The sequence below is a fragment of the Nocardia mikamii NBRC 108933 genome, assembly GCF_001613505.1.
GTDB lineage: Bacteria > Actinomycetota > Actinomycetes > Mycobacteriales > Mycobacteriaceae > Nocardia > Nocardia mikamii.
Genome location: NZ_BDCM01000012.1, coordinates 57660 through 79713 on the forward strand (window position 1 = coordinate 57660; position 22054 = coordinate 79713).

The window sequence follows — 22054 nt, forward strand, 5'->3', positions numbered from 1 at the left end:
ATCACCTTAGCCTGTGTTGTGACGTCATCGAATTGGAACCCGTTCTAGAAGTCACGAAGATCCAGAGCCGCTGCCATCGCCGCCCGCGGCGCGGGCCGGCCGGTGAACTGTTCGACCTGGCCGTAGGCCTGATTCAGCAGCATCTGCAGCCCGCTGACGACGGTATGCCCCGCACGCCGCACGGCGGACGCGAGCGGGGTCGGCCACGGATCGTAGATCGCGTCCAGCACCACCGGCGCCGCCGCGACCGCGTCGGCCACCACCGCCGCACCGGCGGCCGGCACCGTGCTGACCACCGCGTCGGCACGCGCACATGCCGCGCGCACCCGATCGGCGTCGAAGTCGGCGAACTCGGTCGCCATTCCCAGCCGGCGAGCCAGGGCGAGGGTCGGCTCGGCCCGCTCGGCGTCGCGGGCGACCACGGTGACCGTCTCGGCGCCGAGTTCGGACAGCGCCAGCAGTGCCGGTCGCGCGGTACCGCCCGCACCGAGCACGACCGAGCGGCGCACCGATTCCACGCCGCCGCCCTGCAACGCACCGCGTACGCCGTCCACATCAGTGCAATCGGCTCGCCACCCGTTCGAGGTGCGCACCAAGGTGTTGGCGGAACCGACCAGAACGGCGCGCTCGGTCCGCTCGCCGGCGTAGTTCAGGGCCGCGACCTTGCCGGGCATCGTCACCGACAGCCCCACCCAGGACGAATCCAAGCCGTCGACGAGGGCGGGCAGTTGCTCGCCGGTGCATTCGATGCGCTCGTAGGTCCAGTCCAGCCCCAGCGCCCGATAGGCGGCCAGATGCAGTTGCGGTGACCGCGAATGCGCGATCGGGCTGCCCAGCACCGCGGCCTTGCGTCCCGATGCCTGTGACCCCGTCCCGTTATCGGCCACTGTCGAGAATTCCGCTCTGCTGGGCGCGCTGGATGTTGCGCAGATGTTCGCTGTAGCTTTCGGCGAACATGGTGGTGCCCTGCTTGTCGACGGTGACGAAGTACAGCCACGGTCCCGGCGCCGGATTCTCCACCGCGCGCATGGCATCCAGCGACGGTGAGGAGATCGGCGTCGCCGGCAGCCCCGGCATGGCGTAGGTGTTCCACGGAGTCTTGCGGGCTCGGTCGGCGTCCGTGGTGGCGACCTCGGTGCGGTCGAGGGTGTAGTTGACCGTGGAATCGAGCTGCAGCGGCTGATCGACCGCGAGCCGGTTCACGATCACCCGGGCCACCTTCGACATGTCCTGCGGCAACGCCTCCCGCTCGACCAGCGAAGCCGCGATCAGCGTCTGGTACGGGTTCAGTTTGTTCGTCGCCCCCGACTGCAACACTCCGGTCGTCTCGTATCCGGCGGCGCTCTCGCTCACCAGCTGCGCCAGAATCTGCTCGGGCGTGCCGGACGGATCGAAATCCCAGGTGCCCGCGGCGATCATCCCCTCGAGCTGGCGGGTGCGATCGGGAACCTTGCGCACGGCGTCGACGGCCCACGCCGGAACGCCCAGGGCGGTCGCGTCGGCGGTCGCCCCGGCGGCATCGAGTTGTTCGTAGGTGACGCATTTCTTGTCCGCACCGGTCCCGACACAACTCGCGTCGGCGATCTTGCGGTAGATGCCCTCGTTGCGGGCGCCGGTGTTCACGTCGGTGGAGTCGTGCAGCCGCCGGCCTTCGGAGACCACCACATTGCCCACCCGGGAGGTCTTCTTCAGCAGGGCCGCGACCGCGTCGGTGCCCTTGCTGTGTGTCGGCACCGCGTAATAGCCCGGCTGCACCGACGTGATGCCCGAATTGCGCACGGCCGCTTGATAGAAGGCCCCGCTGCTGCGCACGATCCCCTTCTCGACCATGGTCTGCGCGATCTGTTCGGCGGTGTCACCGGTGTGCACCTGGACCACGGCCAGCGGGCCGGGCGATCCGTCGAAATCCTCGGGTCCGCCCATGGAACGGATGAACTTGTATCCGGCGTAGCCGCCGGCCACCACGAACAGGACGACGAACACGCAGCCCAGAACGACCAGATTCCGGCGCCGGCGCTGCCGCTCGGCCGCCTTACGGGAGGCCACGCGGGTGCGGCGACCGCGCCCGCCGGACGAGCCCGACCGCGCCGGCCGGACCGTGCCGCGCGCCTTCTGTTCCCCCGCGGACTTACCGGCGGCACCGCGCCGGCTCCCCCGCTGCGCCTCCCGCAGCGAGGCCGCGCCCGCCCGGGTGCCGCGCCTGGCGGCGGGCGCCGGTTCCGGTTCCACGTCGGCGATCGGTTCGATATCGGTCTCGGAGTCGTACTCGTCGCGGCGATACCGATGGCCGCTGCGGCCGGTCCGCTCGTACTCCGGTTCGGCGTAGTCGTCGGCGTAGTCCGGGTCGGCGTAATCGGGATCCGGGTATCCGGCGTCGGCGAGCTCGTGGTCGTAACGAGCGTCGTATCCGGCGGCGGGCTCGGCGTAGTGGGCGGCCGCTTCGTCCTCGTCGACGTAGCGCGGAATGACGGCGGTGTCGTCGTCCTCGTAGTCGTCCCACTCGTCGGTGGTGCTACGGTGCGCACCGCCGCGCCGGTAGCGCCGCTGCTGCTCGTCGGCGCGCCGGCGCGAGCGTTCTCCGGCCCGGGACCAGCGGTCACTCATCCGACCACCTGGCCTCGTCTGCACCGGCCGAGTTCAACACCGCACTCCGTTCGTCCAACCACCCTTGCAGGATCGACACGGCGGCCGCCTGGTCGATCACCTGCCGCCGGCCGCGCGCGCGAACTCCACTGTCCCGCAATGCACGTGCAGCTGACACCGTAGTCAAACGTTCGTCGGAAAGTCGTATCGGCACACCAGGAATCATGTCCCGCAAACGCCGCGCGAACCGAGCGGCCAACTGGGCGGACGAGCCACTGGCCCCACGTAATGTGCGTGGCAGACCGACGATTACCTCGACCGCCTCGTATTCCCGCACAATCTCGGCTACCCGGATCAGATCGGTTGCCGGACCTCGTTTTCCACCCTTGACGGTCGGAACCGTCTCCACCGGCGTCGCCAGGATCCCGTCCGGGTCACTGGCGGCCACTCCGATGCGCACGGTTCCCACGTCGATGCCGATCCGCCGGCCGCGACCGGGATCGGTCCGCGCGCTGGGGCGTTCGGCCGGGATGTCGTCCGGCCGGGCGCCCCCGGCTTCCGGAGCCGCCCCCGATCGGGACGGCTCCGGTTCCGAGGGCTCCGAATTCTCGGAATTGTCCATCAGGCAGCGATCTCGGCCACCCGCGCGCGCACGCCGGCCAGGCCGGCCTCGATACCGGACGGATCCGAGCCGGCGCCCTGCGCCATCTCGGGCTTACCGCCGCCGCGGCCGGCGATACTCGGACCGAAGCTGCCGACCAGTTCACCGGCCTTCACACCGAGTTCCTGGGCGGGCTTGTTCACCGCGACCACGAACGGCACCTTGCCGTCGGCGTTGCCGAGCAGCACGACCACCGCCGGTTCACTGCCGAATCGGCCGCGGATATCGGTGGCGAGGGTCCGCAGATCGCCCGCGCCGACACCCTTCGGCGCCGCGGCCGCGACCAGCAGCACCTTGCCGACCCGTTGCGCCTGCTCGACGTAGGTACCGGCCTGCGACAGCACGGCCGCGGCCTTGGTGCGCTCGAGTTCCTTCTCGGCGACCTTCAGCCGTTCCACCAGTTGCTCGACCCGGGCCGGCACATCTTCCGAAGGCACCTTCAGCGAGGCGGCCACACCGGCCAGCAGGGCCCGCTCCTTGGCCAGATACTTGTAGGAATCCAGCCCGACGAAGGCCTCCACGCGGCGCACGCCGGAACCCACCGACGATTCACCGAGCAGTGTGATCGGCCCGATCTGCGACGAATGCTCGACGTGGGTACCGCCGCACAATTCCATCGAGAACGGCCCGCCGATCTCGACGACCCGCACCTCGGACCCGTAGTTCTCGCCGAACAACGCCAGCGCGCCCATCGCCTTGGCCTTGGGCAGATCGGTGACGAAGGTGTTCACCGGGAAGTCCGAGCCCACCGCATCGTTGGACACGGCCTCGATATCGGCCTTCTGCGACTCCGAGAGCTGGCCCTGCCAGTTGAAGTCGAACCGCAGATATCCGGGCTTGTTCAGCGAACCGGCCTGAACCGCGTTGGGGCCCAGCACCTGCCGCAACGCGGCATGCACCATGTGCGTGCCGGAGTGGCCCTGGGTGGCGCCGCGCCGCCACGCCGGGTCGACCTGGGCGAGTACGGCATCGCCCTCGGTGATCTGCCCGCGCTCGACGGTGGTCTTGTGCACCCACAGCTTCTTGGCGATCTTCTGCACGTCGTTGACGCGCAGTTCCGTGCCCGAAGCGGTGAGGCTGCCACGGTCGGCGATCTGACCACCGGATTCGGCATAGAGCGGACTGCGATCGAGGATGACCTCGACATCCTGCCCCGCGGTCGCGGTGGGGACCCGCACACCGTCGGCGATGAGGGCGAGAACCCGTGCCTCGGTAGCCAGTTCGTCGAAGCCGGTGAATTCGGTGGCGCCCCGGTCGACCAACTCCTTGTAGATCGACAGGTCGGCGTGGGCGTGTTTGCGCGCCTGCGCATCGTCCTTGGCTCGCTGCCGCTGCTCGGCCATCAGCGTGCGGAAGCCCGACTCGTCGACCTCGAGCCCGGCCTCGGCGGCCATCTCCAGGGTCAGATCGATCGGGAAACCGTAGGTGTCGTGCAGGGTGAACGCCTCACTGCCCGCGATCGTGCGCCCACCGGTGGCCTTCACCTCGGCGACCGCGTCGTCGAACAGTTTCGAGCCGGTGCTCAGCGTCTTGAGGAAGGCGGTCTCCTCACCGACGGCGACGGTCTCGATGCGGGTGAAATCCGTGGCCAGTTCCGGGTACGAGGGCGACATCAGCTCGCTGACGACCTTCATGAATTCGCCGATCACCGGCTTCTCGGCGCCCAGCAGCCGGGCCGAGCGCACGATCCGGCGCAGCAACCGGCGCAGCACGTAGCCGCGGCCGTCGTTGCCGGGATTGACGCCGTCGGCGATCAGCATCGCCGAGGTGCGGGCGTGGTCGGCGATGACCCGGAAGCGCACGTCGTCGGCGTGTTCGACACCGTAGCTCTTACCGGTCAGCTCCTCGGCCTTGGAGATGATCGGGCGCAGCAGATCGGTTTCGTAGACGTTGTCCACGCCCTGCAGCAGCATCGCGACGCGTTCGATGCCCATGCCGGTATCGATGTTCTTCTTCGGCAGCGATCCGACCGGCGGATAGCCCAGCTTGGGGCTCTGCTCACCGCGGATGTCCTGCATGAACACGAGATTCCAGATCTCGAGGTAGCGATCCTCGTCGGCGACCGGGCCGCCCTCGGCGCCGTATTCGGGTCCGCGGTCGTAGTAGATCTCCGAGCACGGGCCGCCGGGACCGGGCACGCCCATATCCCAGTAGTTGTCCTTGCCGTCGCGGAACTGGATGCGCTCGGTCGGAATTCCGGCGACGCGATGCCAGATCTCGGCGGCCTCGGGGTCGCTCTCGTAGGCGGTGACCCAGATCCGCTCCGGATCGAAGCCGAATCCGCCCTCCTCCTGAGACTTGCTGATCAGCTCCCAGGCGAAGGTGATGGCACCTTCCTTGAAGTAGTCACCGAAGGAGAAGTTGCCCGCCATCTGGAAGAAGGTGTTGTGACGCGTGGTGACGCCGACCTCTTCGATATCGCCGGTGCGCACGCACTTCTGCACGCTGGTCGCGCGCGCGAACGGCGGCGCCTCCTGGCCCAGGAAATACGGCTTGAACTGGACCATGCCCGCATTGACGAACAGCAGGTTCGGGTCCGGCAGGATCAACGAGGCACTGGGTACCTCGGTGTGGCCGGCACGGACGAAGTGGTCCAGGAAACGCCGTCGGATCTCGTGGGTCTGCACGAATATCCAGCCTACCGGGCGCGGTCCAGCCGGTTTTCAGCGGTCGTGCGGCACGCCCACGGCTCAGCGACCTCGGACGATGCGGCGCAACTTGGTGACCCGCGGCCCGATCTCACGCTCATAGCCGTGGTCGGTCGCGGTGTAGTAGTCGGCGCCGACCAGTTCGTCGGGCGGATACTGCTGGGCGAGGATCCCGTCCGGGTGATCGTGCGGGTATTTGTAGCCCTGCGCGTTGCCGAGTTTCGCCGCGCCCGCGTAATGCCCGTCGCGCAGGTGGGGCGGCACCGCACCGGCCTTCCCGGCCGCGATATCGGACATGGCCGCGCCGATGGCCGCCGCGACGGCACCCGATTTGGGCGCGGTGGCGACGTGGATGGTCGCATGCGCGAGCGCCAACTGCGCCTCCGGCATCCCGACCAGCTGGACCACCTGCGCGGCGGCGACCGCGGTCTGCAGGGCGGTGGGATCGGCCATGCCGACGTCCTCGGACGCCTGAATCATCAATCGCCGCGCGATGAAGCGTGGATCCTCGCCCGCGCTGATCATCCGGGCCAGGTAGTGCAGCGCCGCGTCGACGTCGGAGCCCCGCAGCGATTTGATGAACGCGCTGATCACGTCGTAATGCTGGTCGCCGGCGCGGTCGTAGCGCACCGCGGCCTTGTCGACGCTGGCCTCTACCAGATCCACGTCCACCGTGCCGTCGAGCGACGATTCCGCCGAAGCCTCCAGGGCGGTCAGCGATCGGCGCGCGTCACCGCCGGCGATGCGGACGATGTGGTCGAGCGCCGCCTCGGTGACGGTGTACTGCCCGGCCAAACCTCGCTCGTCGTCGATCGCGCGACGCAGTACGGTGCGAATATCGTTGTCCGACAACGACGTCAACTGCAACACCAGCGACCGTGACAGCAGCGGCGACACCACCGAGAACGACGGGTTCTCCGTGGTCGCCCCGACCAGCAGCACCACCCGGTTCTCGACCGCGGCCAGCAGGGCGTCCTGCTGGGTTTTGGAGAACCGGTGCACCTCGTCGATGAACAGCACGGTCTGCTCCCCCGCGAGCAGCCGCCGCCGGGCCAGGTCGATGACCGCCCGCACCTCCTTGACGCCCGCCGACAACGCCGACAACGCCTCGAAACGGCGGCCGGTCGCGGTCGAGATGAGCGCGGCCAGCGTCGTCTTGCCCGTTCCCGGCGGGCCGTAGAGCAGCACCGATGCCGCACCCGAACCCTCGATCAACCGGCGCAGCGGCGATCCGGGGCCGAGCAGGTGCTGCTGGCCGACCACCTCGTCCAGGCTCGCGGGCCGCATCCGCACCGCCAGCGGCGACATCCTGCCCGCCGGCGGCAATGCGGCGGATGCGCCGGACACTTCCTCCAGCTCCGGCGCCTCGAACAACCCTTCGCTCACGCCTCGACGGTACCGATGGGCACCGACACTCAGGGCGAGGCGGGGTCGGGCCGCAGTATTCGCCCGGCCTGCGCCTCGATCGACGCCCGCAGTTCGGCATCGGTCAGCTCGCGCAGGCCCGCGGCGCTGCGCAGGAACGGCTCGAGCAGCTGCCAGCCCATGGTGAAGGCGGCCAGATGGGCCACCGCCAGTCCGGCGGCGCGGTCGCTGTCCATCTGCGGCCGCACATGCTCGATCAGCATCGTCATCACCGGGAACTGTTCCTGCAGCTCGCCGACCGGATAGCCGTCGAGGATGCAGCGGGCCAGCACGGTCAGATGGCGGCGCAGCCGGGGATCGGAGGCGGTGAGCTGCCCGGCGGCGGCCACTGCGCCCGACTGCTCCCCGAGATAGCTCAGCACGGCCCCGACCAGCCGATCCTTCGCACCGAGATGCCGGAAGACGAGGCCGTGATTGACCCCGGCACGCTCGGCGATGTCGCGAATCGAGGTCGCGGCCGGGCCGCGTTCGGCGAACAGGTCGGCGGCGGCCTCCGTGACCGCCGCGACGACCGCGTCGCGACCGACCGGTGCGGCGCCGGAGTCGTCGCGACGCGGAGTCGATGGCGGGTTCTCGGACATCGGGCTACAGTAGCGAATACCGGTGTAGTCAATCGACTACAGTCATCCGATCGCCGAAGGAACCGCCATGACGCAGACCACCGCCGCGGAGGCCGAACCGCGCGCGCACTACCCCGTGAGCTCGTTTCAACTGCCGGGATTTCCGCTGATCGCGGGCCCGTTCACCCATCTCGTCGCCGAACGCGACCGCCTGGCCGCACTGCGCTGGCAGCACTTCGACGCCCGGCAGGCCGGCGTCACCCTCGGCGCGGAGATCAGCGGCGTGGATCTGACCCGCGAGCTGCCCGCGGAGGTGATCGCCGAACTGCGCCGGGCACTGCACGAATACAAGGTGCTGTTCTTCCGCGGGCAACCGCTCACACCCGCCCGCCACGTCGCGTTCGCGGCGCGCTTCGGCACCCTCGAGGTCCATCCGTTCATCCCGTCCAATACCGAGCAGCCGGAACTGGTCCGCTTCGAGAAGACCCCGGCCATGGCCGGCGTCGAGAACATCTGGCATCACGACGTGACCTGGCGGCCGCAGCCGTCGATGGGCGCGATCCTGCACGCCGTCGCCGTTCCCGAGATCGGCGGCGACACGCTGTTCTCGGATATGTACGCCGCCTACGAGGCACTCGACGCCGAGACGCGAAACCGGATCGACGACCTCACCGCGACCCACGACTACACCCGCGCATTCGGGCGCGGGCAGACTGCCGAGGCGCAGGAGGCGATGCGGGCCCAGCATCCGCCGGTCAGTCACCCGGTGGTGTGCACGCACGAGGCGACCGGCCGCCGGCACCTGTACGTCAACCGGATCTTCGTGGACCGGATCGACGGCTTGGCCCCCGAGGCGAGCCACGACCTGCTGGACCGGCTCTGCCGCCAGGCCGACTACCCCGAACACCAGGTGCGGCTGCACTGGGAGCCCGACACCGTCGCCTTCTGGGACAACCGGGCCGTGCAGCACTACGCCGCCAGCGACTACTGGCCGCAGACGCGAATCATGGAACGGGCCTCGATCGTGGGACCGCGACCGGCCCGCTGAGTCACTTCTCCCAGAGTTCCTCGAGCGTGGCGGAGACATGCTCGGCGAAGTCGCCGAGCGTGTCGTCGCCGGTGCAGCGCGCATCCTCGGCCAGCGCCGCCCAGCGGTTGATCAGCGCCGCCGAGCGCGGCACCGACAGGCCGTGTTCGCGGGCCGCGGCGATGCGGGTGTGATCGGCGGGCAGGAACCAGAAGGTCGTCAGCCACACCCAGATGAGCCGGGCCTCGAGGATGCGTTCGGCCAGCAGGTCGTCGTCGGCGAGCGCGGGCCACACACCCACGACCTCCGAGCGCCAGGCCTCGACCATCTGATGCGCGCGCTCGCGGGAGAGTTCGAAATCGCACAGGCAGCCCGGGAACGAGACCAGCGCATAGGCGATGTCGAGGGTGGCGTCGCGGAAACCACCCCATTCGTAGTCGAGGAACCGGGCACCCTCGTCGTTGAGGATCACATTGTCCGGACACAGGTCCGAGGGGCTGAACGCCCGGAAGCGGCCCGCGGAGAACAAGCGATTGCCTCGTACGATGCGTTCCGCGATCTCGCCCGGCACGTCGATGCCGACCTCGCGGGCCAGCATTCCGGGTACCTCACCGATCGCGGCCTCGGCCTGCTGGGCGATGCCGTCGACCCGGTGCACCACTTCCACCCGCCGCAGCAGCGCCACGAAATCGGCCTCCCGGCCGACCGTGGCGGCGTGCATGCGGCCCAGCGCCTGCGCGAACGCCATCTGGGCGTTGCGGGTAGCGGGTTCGGCGCCGGTTTGCAGCACCGAGGTGAGCGACATGTTCTCACCCAGATCGCTGAGGATCAGCAGCCGATCCGGCAGGCTGTGCGCCAGCAGATAGGCGCCGGGACGGTGCTCGCTGCTGAGCGCGGTGGTGAACTGGTAGGACACCGCCTCGCGCAGGAACGCCGAATCGATACTCGCGACCCCGGGTGCCAAGCCGCCGATCCGGCGCTCCTGTGCGGCGCCACGGACCTGCTTGACGATCAGGGTACGAGGAAGTGAGAACGAGTTCTCCGCTACGCGTACGCGCAGCACCGTCGTCCTGCCACTGCCGCTGAGTTCGATCGGATCGCTCAGCTTCACCGCAGCACCCATGCGCTTCGTGAGCAACTGTTGTGCCGCGGACACGACTTCGGCGGCGCGTTCGGCCAATAGTGCGGTCATCGCCAACCAAGTTACTCGCTCCAGGTCACTTTCAGCGAGCGGTTCGGCAACCTTTCGCGCGTCGTCGGCGTGTCCCCGCCGAGCGGCTGCGGCCGGACCGAGATGCTCATTACGCTCATCGGCGGCCGGGTCGCGGATCCGGCCCGATGCCACGGCCCGTCGCTTGACACGCCCGGCCGTGTCCGGTTGTGTCGAAATCTCAACTGCAGTGTGCCGCACCAGAACCCAGGTGATTCGAAAGGTCCGACGATGACCGACTCCCCGCAGTCCGCACCCCGCGACACCGGCGAAGGCGGTGAGCGGCGACCGCAGAGCCGGCCCGGGCAGCACCCCACCGGTCCCGCCCGACCCGCCGCCGGACCAGGCGAACATTCCGCAACGCCGGGCCGGCCCGAAATGGCCGGAGCCACGGGGTATCCGCAGTTCGAGGGCTCCGGCGCACCACAGTACGGCGCACCGCAGTACGGCGGGGCTCCGGGCGAGCCGCCCCAGGTCACCCCGGGCGGGGTGCCCCCGGTGGCGTCGCCACCCGGAGCGCACGGTCAGCCCGGCCCCACCTACGGCCCGCCCGGCAGCGTCCCACCGGGCGCCTATCCGCCGCCCGCCGACCAGAGCTGGGGCGCACCGGATAACGGCATGCCGCCCCAGGGCGCGCCCGGGTACGGCGCGCCGCCGGGATACGCCGTGGCGCCGGGACTCAATGTCGGCCGGGCGCTCAGCTTCGCGTGGGATCGCTTCCGCGCCAACCCGATTCCGTGGGTCGCCATTACGCTCGTCGGATTCGTCGCCTATCTGATGGTGACCGTGGTGGTGAACGTCACGCATATGAATTCGCTGATGCCGGTGGTGCTGATCGGCTTGCTCGCAGCGGTCGTGGTCTGGCTGCTACAGGCGGCGATGATCCGCGGCGCCCTGTACGAAACCGACGGCACGCCACCGGATTTCGCGTCGTTCTTCGGCTTCGTCAACGCCGGCAACGTGCTGATCACCGCGCTGCTCGTCTTCGTGGCGGCCTGCGTCGGCGCGGTGCTGTGCATCGTGCCGGCCCTCGTCGTGGGCTATTTGTGCATGTTCTCGCTGCACTACGTGATCGACCAGGATCTCGATCCGTTCAGCGCGATCAAATCCAGTGTGCAGCTGGTGGTCTCGAATTTCGTGCCGACGCTGTTGCTGGCCCTGACCGTGGCCGCGCTGACGATCGTCGCCACCGCGCTGTGCGGTATCGGCCTGCTGGTGGTGGGACCGCTCACCGTCATTGCGGTCACCTACTCCTACCGGACGCTCACCGGCGGCCTGATCGCCTGAGCATTTCTCAATCGTCGCCGCCGAACCACCAGCGCGACAGTATGTTCGGTCGCTTCGGACGTGGCGGGCCCAGTGCGTGCCCGTGATGGGGACGCAATCGCAGCACGATGATGCCCGCCACGACGATGCCGACCATGTTCACTCCCAGCTGGCCGATCGACTCGAATGCCTTGTGCCATTCACCGACGGTGGCGGCGACCGCGGCGAAACCGGCCGCCGGAATCGTCGTCACCGAGATGAACACGCCGACCAGCGCCGCCGATTTCGCGGTCACCAGCGACATCATCCCCGCCGCACCCGCCAGCAGCGCCACCACCAGCGAGAACGGGCCCACCTCGTAGATGAAGTCCACATTGCGGATGGCGTGGATGCGGTCGACGGTGATCCAGCCGAACTGTTCCCACACCAGCGACGCCAGCGTCGCGATCCCCATCGCCACGGGAAAGCCGATCAGCAGGGCCAGGATCGAACGACGGGCGAGACGGAAATCCCTGCGCACCACCGCGACCGCGACGGCGGCGAGCGGCCCGAACTCGGGTCCGACCACCATGGCGCCGACGACGGTCACCGGGGAATCGGTGGCCACACCGACGACGGCCAGCAGGCATGCGATCGTGATGAAGGACAGGAAGGTGGGGTTGAGCGTCGATTCCTCGTGGGTCTGAGCGAGCAGCTCCTCCCAGACGATCGCATCCGACGGATCGCCCGGCGCCGCCTCGACCGCGCGGTCGGCCGGGGCCGACAGCACCGTTTCCACCGGCGAGAGCATGATGCCGCCGTAGTCGCCGATACCCAGCCCGCGCAGACCGGCCAGCACATCGTTGGCCGATTCGCGAGCGATATCGGCTTGGACCAGATCACCGGGCGGCTCGACCGAGGCGCCGCGCTGCACGGTGATCAGCGTGGCGCCGGGTTCGGCCCGCAGCGCGGTCACCGCGGCGTCGGTCGACTCCGGTGGGCAGACCGCCCGCAGGTGCAGCACCCCAGTCCCCTGTCGTCGGCACGAGCGTCCGGCACCGGGTGGCGCCGGACGATCTGCAGACTAGCCGGTGCGCGGCCGCGACCGCCCACAACCGCGGCGGCACCTCCGGTTGCGGATCAGGCCGAGGCGGCCTTCGGCTTGCCGTGCTCGTCGAGCACCACGTCGAGGCCGGCTTCCTTGCGCTGCTGCGCGGTGATGGGCGCAGGCGCCTCCGTCAGCGGGTCCACGCCGCCACCGGACTTCGGGAACGCGATGACCTCGCGAATCGAATCCACCCCGGCCAGCAGCGCGGTGATACGGTCCCAGCCGAAGGCGATTCCACCGTGCGGCGGCGCGCCGAAGGCGAAGGCGTCCAACAGGAATCCGAACTTCTCCTGCGCCTCGTCGTGGCTGATGCCCATCACCTTGAACACCCGCTCCTGCACGTCACGGCGATGGATGCGGATACTGCCGCCGCCGATCTCGTTGCCGTTGCAGACGATGTCGTAGGCATAGGCCAGCGCCGCGCCCGGATCGGTGTCGAAGGTGTCGATGGACTCCGGCTTCGGCGAGGTGAACGCATGGTGCACCGCGGTCCAGGCCGAATGTCCGAGTGCCACATCGCCGCTCGCGGTGGCGTCGGCGGCGGGCTCGAACATCGGCGCGTCCACGATCCACACGAACGCCCACGCGTCCTCGTCGATCAGTCCGCACTTGCGCGCGATCTCGCCACGCGCCGCGCCCAGCAGCGCCCGGCTCGATTTCACCTCTCCGGCGCCGAAGAAGATGCAGTCGCCCGGCGCCGCGCCGACGTGCTTGGCCAGGCCCTCGCGTTCGGCGTCGGACAGGTTCTTGGCGACCGGGCCGCCGAGGGTGCCGTCCTCACCGACCAGGATGTACGCCAAGCCCTTCGCCCCGCGCTGCTTGGCCCATTCCTGCCAGGCGTCGAGCTGGCGCCGCGGCTGGCTCGCCCCGCCCGGCATCACGACCGCGCCGACATAGGGCGCCTGGAAGACCCGGAAGGAGGTGTCCTTGAAGTATTCGGCGCATTCGGTGATCTCGATGCCGAACCGCAGATCCGGCTTGTCGCTGCCGTAGCGGCGCATCGCCTCGGCGTAGGTCATGTGCGGAATCGGCGTGGGGATCTCGTGGCCGACCAGTTTCCACAGCGCGACCAGGATGTCCTCGGCCAGCAGGATCACATCCTCCTGCGTCACGAAGCTCATCTCCAGGTCGAGCTGGGTGAACTCGGGCTGGCGGTCGGCGCGGAAATCCTCGTCGCGGTAGCAGCGGGCGATCTGGTAGTACCGCTCCACCCCCGAGACCATCAGCAACTGCTTGAACAGCTGCGGGCTCTGCGGCAGGGCGTAGAACTTGCCGGGCTGCAGCCGGGCGGGCACCAGGAAGTCACGCGCGCCCTCGGGGGTGGACCGCGTCATCGTCGGGGTCTCGACCTCGACGAAGGCGTGATGAGCCAGCACCTCGCGGGCGGCGGCGTTGACCTTCGACCGCAGCCGGATGGCGTGCGCGGGGCCCTCGCGGCGCAGGTCGAGGTAGCGGTACTTCAGGCGCGCCTCTTCGCCGGGCTGCTCATCGAGCTGGAACGGCAGCGGCGCGGCCTCGTTGAGCACCACGAGTTCGGTGACGTTCACCTCGACCGCACCGGTGGGCAGGTTCGGGTTCTCGCTGCCGTCCGGACGCCCTTCGACCACACCGGTGACCTGCACGCAGTACTCCGCCCGCAGTTTGTGGGCCTGTTCGGCCGGCACACCCTCGCGGAAGACCACCTGCGCGACCCCCGACGCATCGCGCAGATCAATGAAGATCACGCCACCGTGGTCTCGCCGCCGGGCCACCCAGCCGGTGAGGGTGACGGTCAGACCGGCGTGCTCGCTTCGCAGCGAACCAGCCAAGTGGGTGCGCAGCACGGGAATCCTTTCGACGACACGGTGCACCGGGCACGGGATGACCTGGTGCGCCCCCATGGTAGTGAGGCGCGGCGGCCGGACGGAAACCGATATCCGACTCCCCCGCGTGCCGCCGCGTCGCGGACAGCCGGCGAACACGGCCGGCACCACGGATCCGCCGCGACGCCGCAGCATTCGTCGTCGGGCGCTCGGCGGACACGACAGCTACTCGGCCCTCGAGCCCCCGACGCTCATGCCAAGCTGTAGGGGTTGTTTTCGGCTGACCGAGCGCCGAACAGCCCACTCGATCCACAGGAGCAGCAACGATGACCTTCAACGAAGGTATGGATATCGATCCGGACCGGGTCTCCACCGGCGGCGGAATGGGCCCCAAGCTCGCCTTGGGCGGTGGCGGTGGCTTGATCGTGCTGATTCTCGCGGTGCTGTTCGGTGTGAATCCGGGCAATCTGCTCGGCAGCGGAACCTCGGGAACGCAGACCGGTGGCGTCGACACCTCCGTCTGCAAAACCAACGGTGACGCGAACCGGTACGCGCAATGCCGAGTGGTGCTGACCGCGCAGAGTCTCGACGGCGTCTGGGGCGGGGTCCTGCCGCGTCAGACCCGGGTGCAGTACACGAAGCCCGGTGTGACGCTGTTCACCGGGTCGGTCGCCACCCGATGCGGCAACGCGACCAGCGCGGTCGGCCCCTTCTACTGTCCGGCGGACCGCAAGGCATATTTCGACACCGGGTTCTTCCAGGAACTGCGGGACAAGTTCGGCGCGGCGGGTGGTCCGCTGGCCGAGGAGTACGTGGTGGCGCACGAATTCGGCCATCACATCCAGAACCTGCTGGGCGACAGCGGGCGCGCGCAGCGCGATCCCAAGGGCCCCGATTCCGGATCGGTTCGCCTCGAATTGCAGGCCGACTGTTACGCGGGCCTGTGGGCGAGTTACGCGGACAAGACCCCGGCCCCCGGTGGTTCCCAGCCGCTGCTGAAGCCGTTGTCCGACAGCGACATCCAAGACGCGCTCTCCGCCGCGGCGGCGGTCGGCGACGACCGGATCCAGAAGGCCGCCACCGGACGGGTGAATCCGGAAGGGTGGACGCACGGTTCGTCGAACGAGCGGCAGAAGTGGTTCCTGACCGGCTACCGGAACGGCCAGGTCGCGGCATGTGACACCTTCTCGGCACCGGATCTGAACAATCCGCCGGCACTGCGCTGAGCCGGGGCGGGCGCGCATTCGAACGGGCGGGTCGGGCGGATGTCGGCAGCGGTGCGGGCACAATGATCGGCGAGACCGGGACGGGTGGAGGGCAGGAGTGAACGACATGCGGGTTATCGGCGGTGCGAGACGAACAGTGCCGGGTGTGCGGGTGGCGGTGGCGGTATGCGCCGCGGCGCTGGCGGTGGCCGGCGGTGCGATGACGGCCGTTGCCGACGAACCCACGGCCGGACTGTCGGTGGCGCTGACCACGATTCCGGGCGGGGAGCACGCCGGGGTGACGCCGGCGCCGACACTGCTCGTCTATTCGGACGGGCATGCGGTGAACAGTCCCGACGCCGCCGATCCGGACCGTCCGGCCGACAAGGCGCCGCGGCAGCGCAACGGACACGTCTCCCTCGACGCGGTCCATGCCGCCGCCGAGGAGGCGAAGAAACTGGCCGCCGCGGATCTGGGCATGCCCACCGACGGCAGCGGCGGGTCCACCCTGCTCGATTTCCTGGGCGCCACACCCGACCAGGACGTGCACCTGGTGGTGTACTCCCCCGGCGGCACCGACGGACTCACCGACGCCCAGAAAGCAGACCGCACCCGGTTCTCGGACCTGTGCAAGAAGTTGGTCGACGCGTTCGTCGCCGACCGCTGATCGCGGCCCCAAGGCCCCGATCGCGTCCTCGCGATCGGGGCGCCGAAAAGCTCAGGGGCGCAATCGGTACGGGCTGCCGACCCCGCGGGTCAGCCGACGGTCCAGGTCTCGCGGCCGTTGAGCAGATCCTGCAGCGACCGCGGCCCGACCGGTGCGCGTTCGACCGCCACCGCGGTCTGCGCCCGGACCCCGTCGTCGTAGGTGGGACGGGTGACGTCGCGGAAGATGCCGATCGGCACGTGGGTCAGATCCTGGGAGGTCAACCGCGAGAGCGCGTAGGCGTATTCGGACCGTTCGCAATGGGCGTCGTGCACCACGATCTCACTCTCGGCGACCTCCGACGCCGCGACCACCTCGAGCCCGAAACCGTTGCGCACCACCGCGAATTCGCCGTCCGCGCCGAAGCGGATCGGTTCCCCGTGCCGCAAGCGGATCAGGTGGGATTCGGCGTTGTCGCGGCGCAGCGCGTCGAAGGAGCCGTCGTTGAAGATCGGGCAGTCCTGCAGGATCTCCACGAACGAGGTGCCGCGATGCTCGGCTGCGGCGCGCAGCACCTCGGTGAGCCCGGCGCGGTCGGAGTCGAGGGCGCGCGCGGCGAAACTCGCCTCGGCTCCCAACGCCACCGACAGCGTGTTGAACGGGTGGTCGATCGAGCCGAGCGGCGTCGACTTGGTCACCTTCCCCGGTTCGGAGGTCGGTGAGTACTGGCCCTTGGTCAGGCCGTAGATCCGGTTGTTGAACAGCAGGATTGTCATGTTCACGTTGCGGCGCAGCGCGTGGATGAGGTGGTTGCCGCCGATCGACAGGGCGTCGCCGTCGCCGGTGACGACCCAGACCGACAGATCCGGCCTGGTCACCGCGAGTCCGGTGGCGATCGCCGGGGCACGGCCGTGAATGGAGTGGATGCCGTAGGCGTCCAGGTAGTACGGGAACCGGCTGGAACATCCGATGCCGGAGACGAACATCAGGTTTTCGCGCCGCAAGCCCAGCTCGGCGAGGAAACCGCGCACGGTCGCGAGAATGACGTAGTCACCGCATCCGGGGCACCACCGCACCTCCTGATCGGAGGTGAAGTCCTTGACCTTCTGCGGGCCGTCCGCGCCGGGCACTCCGGAGACTCCGGTCAGGCCGAGATCGGCGCCGATGAGCGAGGTGTCGACGATGGTCATCGGTATCCCCCTGTCGTGCGATAGGTCGCCCGGGCCCGGGCATCGAAGGCCTTGTTCTGTTCCAGCTCGCCGATGGATCCGTCCAGTGCCGCGTCGATCACGCCGACCAGCTCCTGGGCGGAGAAGGCGGTCCCGGCCACCTTCGTCCACGGCTGCACGTCGACCAGATATCTGCCGCGCAGCAGCAACGCCAGCTGGCCGCCGTTCATCTCCGGCGCGACCACCCGGCGATAGCGGCGCAACACCTCGCCGGTGTTGGCGGGCAGCGGGTTGAGGTGGCGCAGGTGGGCCTGTGCGACCGGTACGCCGCGGCGGCGCGCTCGCCGGCACGCCTCTCCGATCGGGCCGTAGGAACTGCCCCAGCCGATCAGCAGCAGATCGGCCGTGCCGTCGGGGTCGTCGACCTCGAGGTCGGGTACCGCGATGCCGTCGATCTTCGCCTGACGCAGGCGGACCATCAATTCGTGGTTGGCCGGATCGTAGGAGATGTTGCCGCTGCCGTCGGCCTTCTCCAGGCCGCCGATCCGGTGGGCGCGGCCCGCGGTTCCGGGCCTGGCCAGGGGCCTGGCGAGGGTTTCCGGGTCGCGCGCGTAGGGCTGGAACGGTTGCCCGTCCGTCGCACCCTCTTCTGCCGGTGGTTCGAATGCCGGATCGATCGGCTCGAGGTCGCGGACCCGTGGAATCGACCACGGCTCGGATCCGTTGGCGATGGCGCCGTCGGACAGCAGCAGTACCGGGGTGCGGTAGGTGAGCGCGATCCGCGCCGCGTCCACCGCGGCCGCGAAACAGTCCGCCGGCGAGCGCGGCGCCACCACGGCCACGGGCGATTCGCCGTTGCGCCCGTACAGCGCCTGGAGCAGATCGGCCTGTTCGGTCTTGGTGGGCAGGCCGGTCGAGGGTCCGCCGCGCTGGACGTCGACGATCACCAGCGGCAGTTCCGTCATCACCGCCAAGCCGATCGTCTCGCTCTTGAGCGCCAGCCCGGGGCCCGAGGTACTGGTCACGCCGAGCGCGCCACCGATCGAAGCACCCAGTGCCGCACCGATTCCCGCGATCTCGTCCTCGGCCTGGAAGGTGGTGACGCCGAAGTTCTTGTGCTTGCTCAGTTCGTGCAGGATGTCGGAGGCCGGCGTGATCGGATAGGTGCCGAGGAAAACCGGCAGCCCGGACAGTTGCCCCGCTGCGATCACGCCGTAGGCGAGGGCGGTATTGCCGGTGATCTGCCGGTAGGTGCCCGGCGGCAGTGCGGCGGGCGCGACTTCGTAGGTGGTGGCGAAGGTTTCGGTCGTTTCGCCGTAGTTCCAGCCGGCCCGGAACGCGAGCACGTTGGCCTCGCCGATTTCGGGTGTGGCGGCGAACTTCTCGCGCATGAAGGCCTCAGTGCCGCCGAGCGGGCGGCCGTACATCCATGACAGCAGCCCCAGGGCGAACATGTTCTTCGCGCGCTGGCCGTCCTTCTTGCCGACCCCGGTCGGTTCGGTGGCGGTCAGTGTCAGCGACGTCATCGGCACCCGGTGCACCACGAAGTCACCGAGACTGTCGTCGGTCAGCGGATCTCGTTCGTAGCCGACCTTCGCGAGGGTGCGTTTGGTGAACTCGTCGGTATTGACGATGACCGTCGCGCCCCGTGCGAGATCGTCGATGTTCGCTTTGAGGGCGGCCGGATTCATGGCCACCAGCACGTCGGGCTGATCGCCCGCGGTGAGGATGTCGTAGTCGGCGATCTGGATCTGGAACGACGACACCCCGGGCAGAGTGCCCTGGGGTGCGCGGATCTCGGCCGGAAAGTTCGGCTGGGTGGCGAGGTCGTTGCCGAAGGCGGCCGCCTCGTGGGTGAATCGGTCTCCGGTCAGCTGCATACCGTCGCCGGAATCACCGGCGAAGCGGATGACGACCTTCTCCAATTTTTCGCTGCCGGTGGGGCCGTCAACGCCCTGATTCGACACCATGCGCCTGCATCACTTCCTCGTAGGATGAGGTACCACACGCCAAGTTACTCCGCGGCTCGCCGGAGAATCCGTGGAACGAACAACCCGGCGAGCATGCGGTACAACGAATTTCGGCCGCGAGCGACCGGGCCCCCAGGGGCCGGTGGGTCCGCCGGTATCCGGCGGAGCGATCAACCGAACAACGCCAACTGCGGGTCGGACCGTATTGCCTGCACGTCACCGTCCGGCTCGGAGGGGCCCGCGGCCCGGCCCCGCGCCGGTAGGTCCCGGTGCCGATCGAGCCGATACCGGGCCAGCAGCGGATCCACTCGCTGCCGTAACCACGCAGAGTACTCCGGTGTGACGTACGCCCCACGACCGTACAACTGCCGGTATCGCCGCAGCAGCGCCGGGTGACGTTCGGCCAGCCATTGCAGGAACCAGCCCCGGGTACTTCCGCGCAGATGCATGGGCAGCACCGTGGCCCGCGCTCCGCCGGACGCCGCGATCGCGCCGAGCAACCGGTCCAGGTGGTCGAGGTCGTCGGTGAGATACGGAATGACAGGAGCCACCATCACGTTCACGTCGAATCCGGCCTCGGCGAGTGTCCGCACCAGTTCCAGCCGCGCCCGGGGGGCGGGCGTACCCGGCTCGACCGCGCGGTGCAGTTCCTCGTCGACCGTCGCGATCGACACGGCCAGACTCACCGGGACCACGCGGGCCGCTTCCACCAGGATCGGCAGGTCCCGCCGCAGCAGCGTGCCCTTGGTGAGGATGGAGAACGGCGTATCCGCGTCGGTGAGGGCGGCGATGATCCCCGGCATCAGGCGGTAACGCCCCTCGGCCCGCTGGTAGGGATCGGTGTTGGTGCCCAGTGCGACCGGGTCGCGCCGCCACGAGCGCCGGCGCAATTCCTGGCGCAGCACCGCGGCCACGTTCGTCTTGACCACGATCTGGCTGTCGAAATCACGCCCGGCGTCCAGGTCCAGATATTCGTGGGTGGGGCGGGCGAAGCAGTATCGGCAGGCGTGCGAACAGCCGCGCATCGGATTGATCGTCCATTCGAACGGCACCGCCGAACGCTGCGGCACCTTGTTCAGCGCACTCTTGCACAGCACTTCGTGAAAGGTGACGCCCTCGAAGTCAGGTGTCTGCACGCTGCGGACGAATCCGGCACGCTCCAGCCCTGGGAGCGCGCCGTCGTCGGCTGCCGGGTTCTGGTTCTGCCATCGCACCCGTCCAGTCGAACACCCGTTCGATACGATGTCAAGGACCGCGCCGCGCACGCACCCCGTGCATGCCGCGGCGCCGTCCCGGAACGACCGTCAGGCCATACTGCTCGCGACCGTGCGCACGGACTCACCCTTATAGAAGGCCACCAGGTCACGTACGGTTTCCTCGGTCGGCCGGGGCAGGTAGCCGAGTTCGGTGCGCGCCTTGGTCCCGTCGATCTCGGGCGCCGACAGCAGTGCCCCCATCGCCGCCCGCGACACCCGGTCGCTGCCCAGCAGCTTCCCGATCGGTTCCAGCACCGGCAGCGCCCCGGAGATCACCTTGGCCGGAATGGCGAAACGCGGGCCGCGCTTCCCGTTGACCTGAGCGGCGAGCTGGGTGACCTCGAGCATCGTCACCATCGCGCCGGAGAGCAGATAGTTCTCGCCGGTGCGCCCGCGCTCGCCGGCGAGAATCAGGCCGGTGGCGACGTCACGCACGTCGACCAGATCGAATCCGCCGCCGATCATCACCGGCACCCGTCCGCGCGCGGCGTCCCACAGCGTGGTGTTGATCCGGGAGTCGGAGTGGTCGACTGGGCCGTACACGCCGGTCGGATTGCAGATCACGGCGTCCAGACCCCGGTCGACGACCGCGCGCAATTCCACCTCGCCCTGGAATTTGGAGCGGTCGTAGACGGGCAACGCCGGATCGACGGAGCGCGGCGCGTTCTCGTCGATGCGGCCGCCGCAGCTGTACTGGTTGAAGGCGTGGATCGAACTGGCGTGCACCATGCGCCGGGCGCCGACCGCCAGCGCGGCTTCGGCCACCACGCGCACACCTTCGGTGTTCACCCGCCAGGCCAGGTCGTTGCGATGCGCGAGGGTGATCACGGCGACCAGGTGGTAGACCACCTCCGCACCGGCCAGAGCCGAACGCATCGACGCCGGGTCCAGCACGTCGCCGCTCACCCAGGTCACACTCGGATCCGTTGCACCGGAGGGCCGAACCCGGTCGATGGCGGTCACCTCGTGACCGCGCTCCACCAGCTGGTGAAGCAGATTCGTGCCAAGGAAGCCGGCTGCGCCGGTGACTGCGACCTTCATGCGACGAGAATATAGAACCCGTTCTAATTTGCAACAAGTTCTAGTTTGTCGGACTCGAATCGCGTCGGCCGGGTCGGTTATATTGAGCCCAGCCCAGCCACCGGTCGACGCCCGGTCGCGCGGCTTGTTCGACGTTGACGAATAGTTGACCACGATGATTGGGGGGCAGTTCGATGAGCGATCTCACCGCCGACCAGAGCGCGATCAGCGCGTTCGGAGCGGCACATCAGAGCATCGGTACCGAAATCGCGGGCGCGGCCGATATGGACACCGCGACGCACGTAGCTGCGATGACGCCCGTTTTCGGGCTCATCGGCGCCGACTACCTGGCGATGTTCGCGGCGGCGCAGGTCCTGCACTGCAGCGATGTCAACGACCTGTCGGCCAAATGTAATCACTTGGGGCAGTCCGCATTCGGCACCGTCGCGATCCTCGGCGACAACGACGCAGCCGCCGCCGGGGCCCTGGGCGCCATCGGCAACGCGATCGGAGGCTGAT

At 68.9% G+C, this 22054-nt stretch carries 18 protein-coding genes; 5 read left to right on the forward strand and 13 right to left on the reverse strand.

All coding sequences use genetic code 11. The features are described 5' to 3' along the window. Positions 1-44: 44 nt before the first annotated feature. From NMI01S_RS15125 to NMI01S_RS15150, 6 genes are all read right to left on the reverse strand, one after another. Positions 45-887, reverse strand: a complete 843-nt coding sequence (locus NMI01S_RS15125; protein WP_062997740.1) for a shikimate dehydrogenase — start codon at positions 885-887, stop codon at positions 45-47. Continuing rightward, positions 877-2604, reverse strand: a complete 1728-nt coding sequence (locus tag NMI01S_RS15130; RefSeq protein WP_062997742.1) for an endolytic transglycosylase MltG — start codon at positions 2602-2604, stop codon at positions 877-879. Before NMI01S_RS15130 ends, NMI01S_RS15125 begins: the two co-directional genes overlap by 11 nt. Further along, on the reverse strand, positions 2597-3205 hold the full coding sequence (gene ruvX, locus NMI01S_RS15135; protein WP_084512988.1) for a Holliday junction resolvase RuvX: 609 nt from the start codon (positions 3203-3205) through the stop codon (positions 2597-2599). The genes NMI01S_RS15130 and ruvX overlap by 8 nt, the downstream gene beginning before the upstream one ends. Then, complete coding sequence (alaS, locus tag NMI01S_RS15140; RefSeq protein WP_062997744.1) at positions 3205-5871, reverse strand: alanine--tRNA ligase; 2667 nt, start codon at positions 5869-5871, stop codon at positions 3205-3207. Before alaS ends, ruvX begins: the two co-directional genes overlap by 1 nt. Positions 5872-5934: 63 nt before the next feature. Then, the gene (locus NMI01S_RS15145) at positions 5935-7278 is read right to left on the reverse strand and encodes a replication-associated recombination protein A (protein WP_157126189.1); all 1344 of its coding nucleotides are present in this window, start codon (positions 7276-7278) and stop codon (positions 5935-5937) included. A gap of 29 nt (positions 7279-7307) precedes the next feature. Beyond that, positions 7308-7898: a helix-turn-helix domain-containing protein gene (locus NMI01S_RS15150; protein WP_062997748.1), complete on the reverse strand. Its 591-nt coding sequence runs from the start codon at positions 7896-7898 to the stop codon at positions 7308-7310. A gap of 67 nt (positions 7899-7965) precedes the next feature. On the opposite strand from NMI01S_RS15150, the gene NMI01S_RS15155 reads away from it, so the two are divergent. Further along, positions 7966-8925, forward strand: coding sequence for a TauD/TfdA dioxygenase family protein (locus NMI01S_RS15155; protein ID WP_084512989.1), 960 nt, complete (start codon positions 7966-7968; stop codon positions 8923-8925). Between the two features lies 1 nt (position 8926). On the opposite strand, the gene NMI01S_RS15160 is transcribed toward NMI01S_RS15155, so the two are convergent. Next, positions 8927-10096, reverse strand: coding sequence for a phosphotransferase family protein (locus NMI01S_RS15160; RefSeq protein ID WP_062963788.1), 1170 nt, complete (start codon positions 10094-10096; stop codon positions 8927-8929). 249 nt (positions 10097-10345) lie between these two features. Between NMI01S_RS15160 and NMI01S_RS33740 the strand changes: the two genes are divergently transcribed. Further along, entirely contained in the window at positions 10346-11401 is a 1056-nt protein-coding gene (locus tag NMI01S_RS33740; protein WP_063920743.1) for a DUF2189 domain-containing protein, read from the forward strand. A gap of 7 nt (positions 11402-11408) precedes the next feature. Here the strand turns inward: NMI01S_RS33740 and NMI01S_RS15170 are convergent, their stop codons facing one another. Both NMI01S_RS15170 and aspS read right to left on the reverse strand, forming a co-directional pair. Beyond that, entirely contained in the window at positions 11409-12383 is a 975-nt protein-coding gene (locus NMI01S_RS15170; RefSeq protein ID WP_062997750.1) for a DUF389 domain-containing protein, read from the reverse strand. Between the two features lie 116 nt (positions 12384-12499). Then, positions 12500-14290: an aspartate--tRNA ligase gene (gene aspS, locus NMI01S_RS15175; RefSeq protein ID WP_062998611.1), complete on the reverse strand. Its 1791-nt coding sequence runs from the start codon at positions 14288-14290 to the stop codon at positions 12500-12502. A gap of 305 nt (positions 14291-14595) precedes the next feature. On the opposite strand from aspS, the gene ypfJ reads away from it, so the two are divergent. Then, a complete protein-coding gene (gene ypfJ, locus NMI01S_RS15180) occupies positions 14596-15495 on the forward strand; it encodes a KPN_02809 family neutral zinc metallopeptidase (RefSeq protein ID WP_039779223.1) in 900 nt (299 codons plus the stop codon). 97 nt (positions 15496-15592) lie between these two features. After that, positions 15593-16141, forward strand: coding sequence for a hypothetical protein (locus NMI01S_RS15185; RefSeq protein ID WP_157126190.1), 549 nt, complete (start codon positions 15593-15595; stop codon positions 16139-16141). Between the two features lie 89 nt (positions 16142-16230). On the opposite strand, the gene NMI01S_RS15190 is transcribed toward NMI01S_RS15185, so the two are convergent. From NMI01S_RS15190 to NMI01S_RS15205, 4 genes are all read right to left on the reverse strand, one after another. Next, positions 16231-17310 carry a 2-oxoacid:ferredoxin oxidoreductase subunit beta gene (locus tag NMI01S_RS15190; protein WP_062997754.1) on the reverse strand — a complete coding sequence of 360 codons (1080 nt, stop codon included), beginning with the start codon at positions 17308-17310 and terminating at the stop codon, positions 16231-16233. Beyond that, positions 17307-19259, reverse strand: a complete 1953-nt coding sequence (locus NMI01S_RS15195) for a 2-oxoacid:acceptor oxidoreductase subunit alpha (protein WP_062997756.1) — start codon at positions 19257-19259, stop codon at positions 17307-17309. The genes NMI01S_RS15190 and NMI01S_RS15195 overlap by 4 nt, the downstream gene beginning before the upstream one ends. A gap of 170 nt (positions 19260-19429) precedes the next feature. After that, positions 19430-20473, reverse strand: coding sequence for an Rv2578c family radical SAM protein (locus tag NMI01S_RS15200; protein WP_062997758.1), 1044 nt, complete (start codon positions 20471-20473; stop codon positions 19430-19432). A gap of 90 nt (positions 20474-20563) precedes the next feature. Then, on the reverse strand, positions 20564-21556 hold the full coding sequence (locus NMI01S_RS15205; RefSeq protein ID WP_062997760.1) for an NAD-dependent epimerase/dehydratase family protein: 993 nt from the start codon (positions 21554-21556) through the stop codon (positions 20564-20566). Positions 21557-21729: 173 nt separating this feature from the next. Between NMI01S_RS15205 and NMI01S_RS15210 the strand changes: the two genes are divergently transcribed. After that, a complete protein-coding gene (locus NMI01S_RS15210; protein WP_062997762.1) occupies positions 21730-22053 on the forward strand; it encodes a type VII secretion target in 324 nt (107 codons plus the stop codon). The last annotated feature ends 1 nt before the right edge of the window (position 22054 follow it).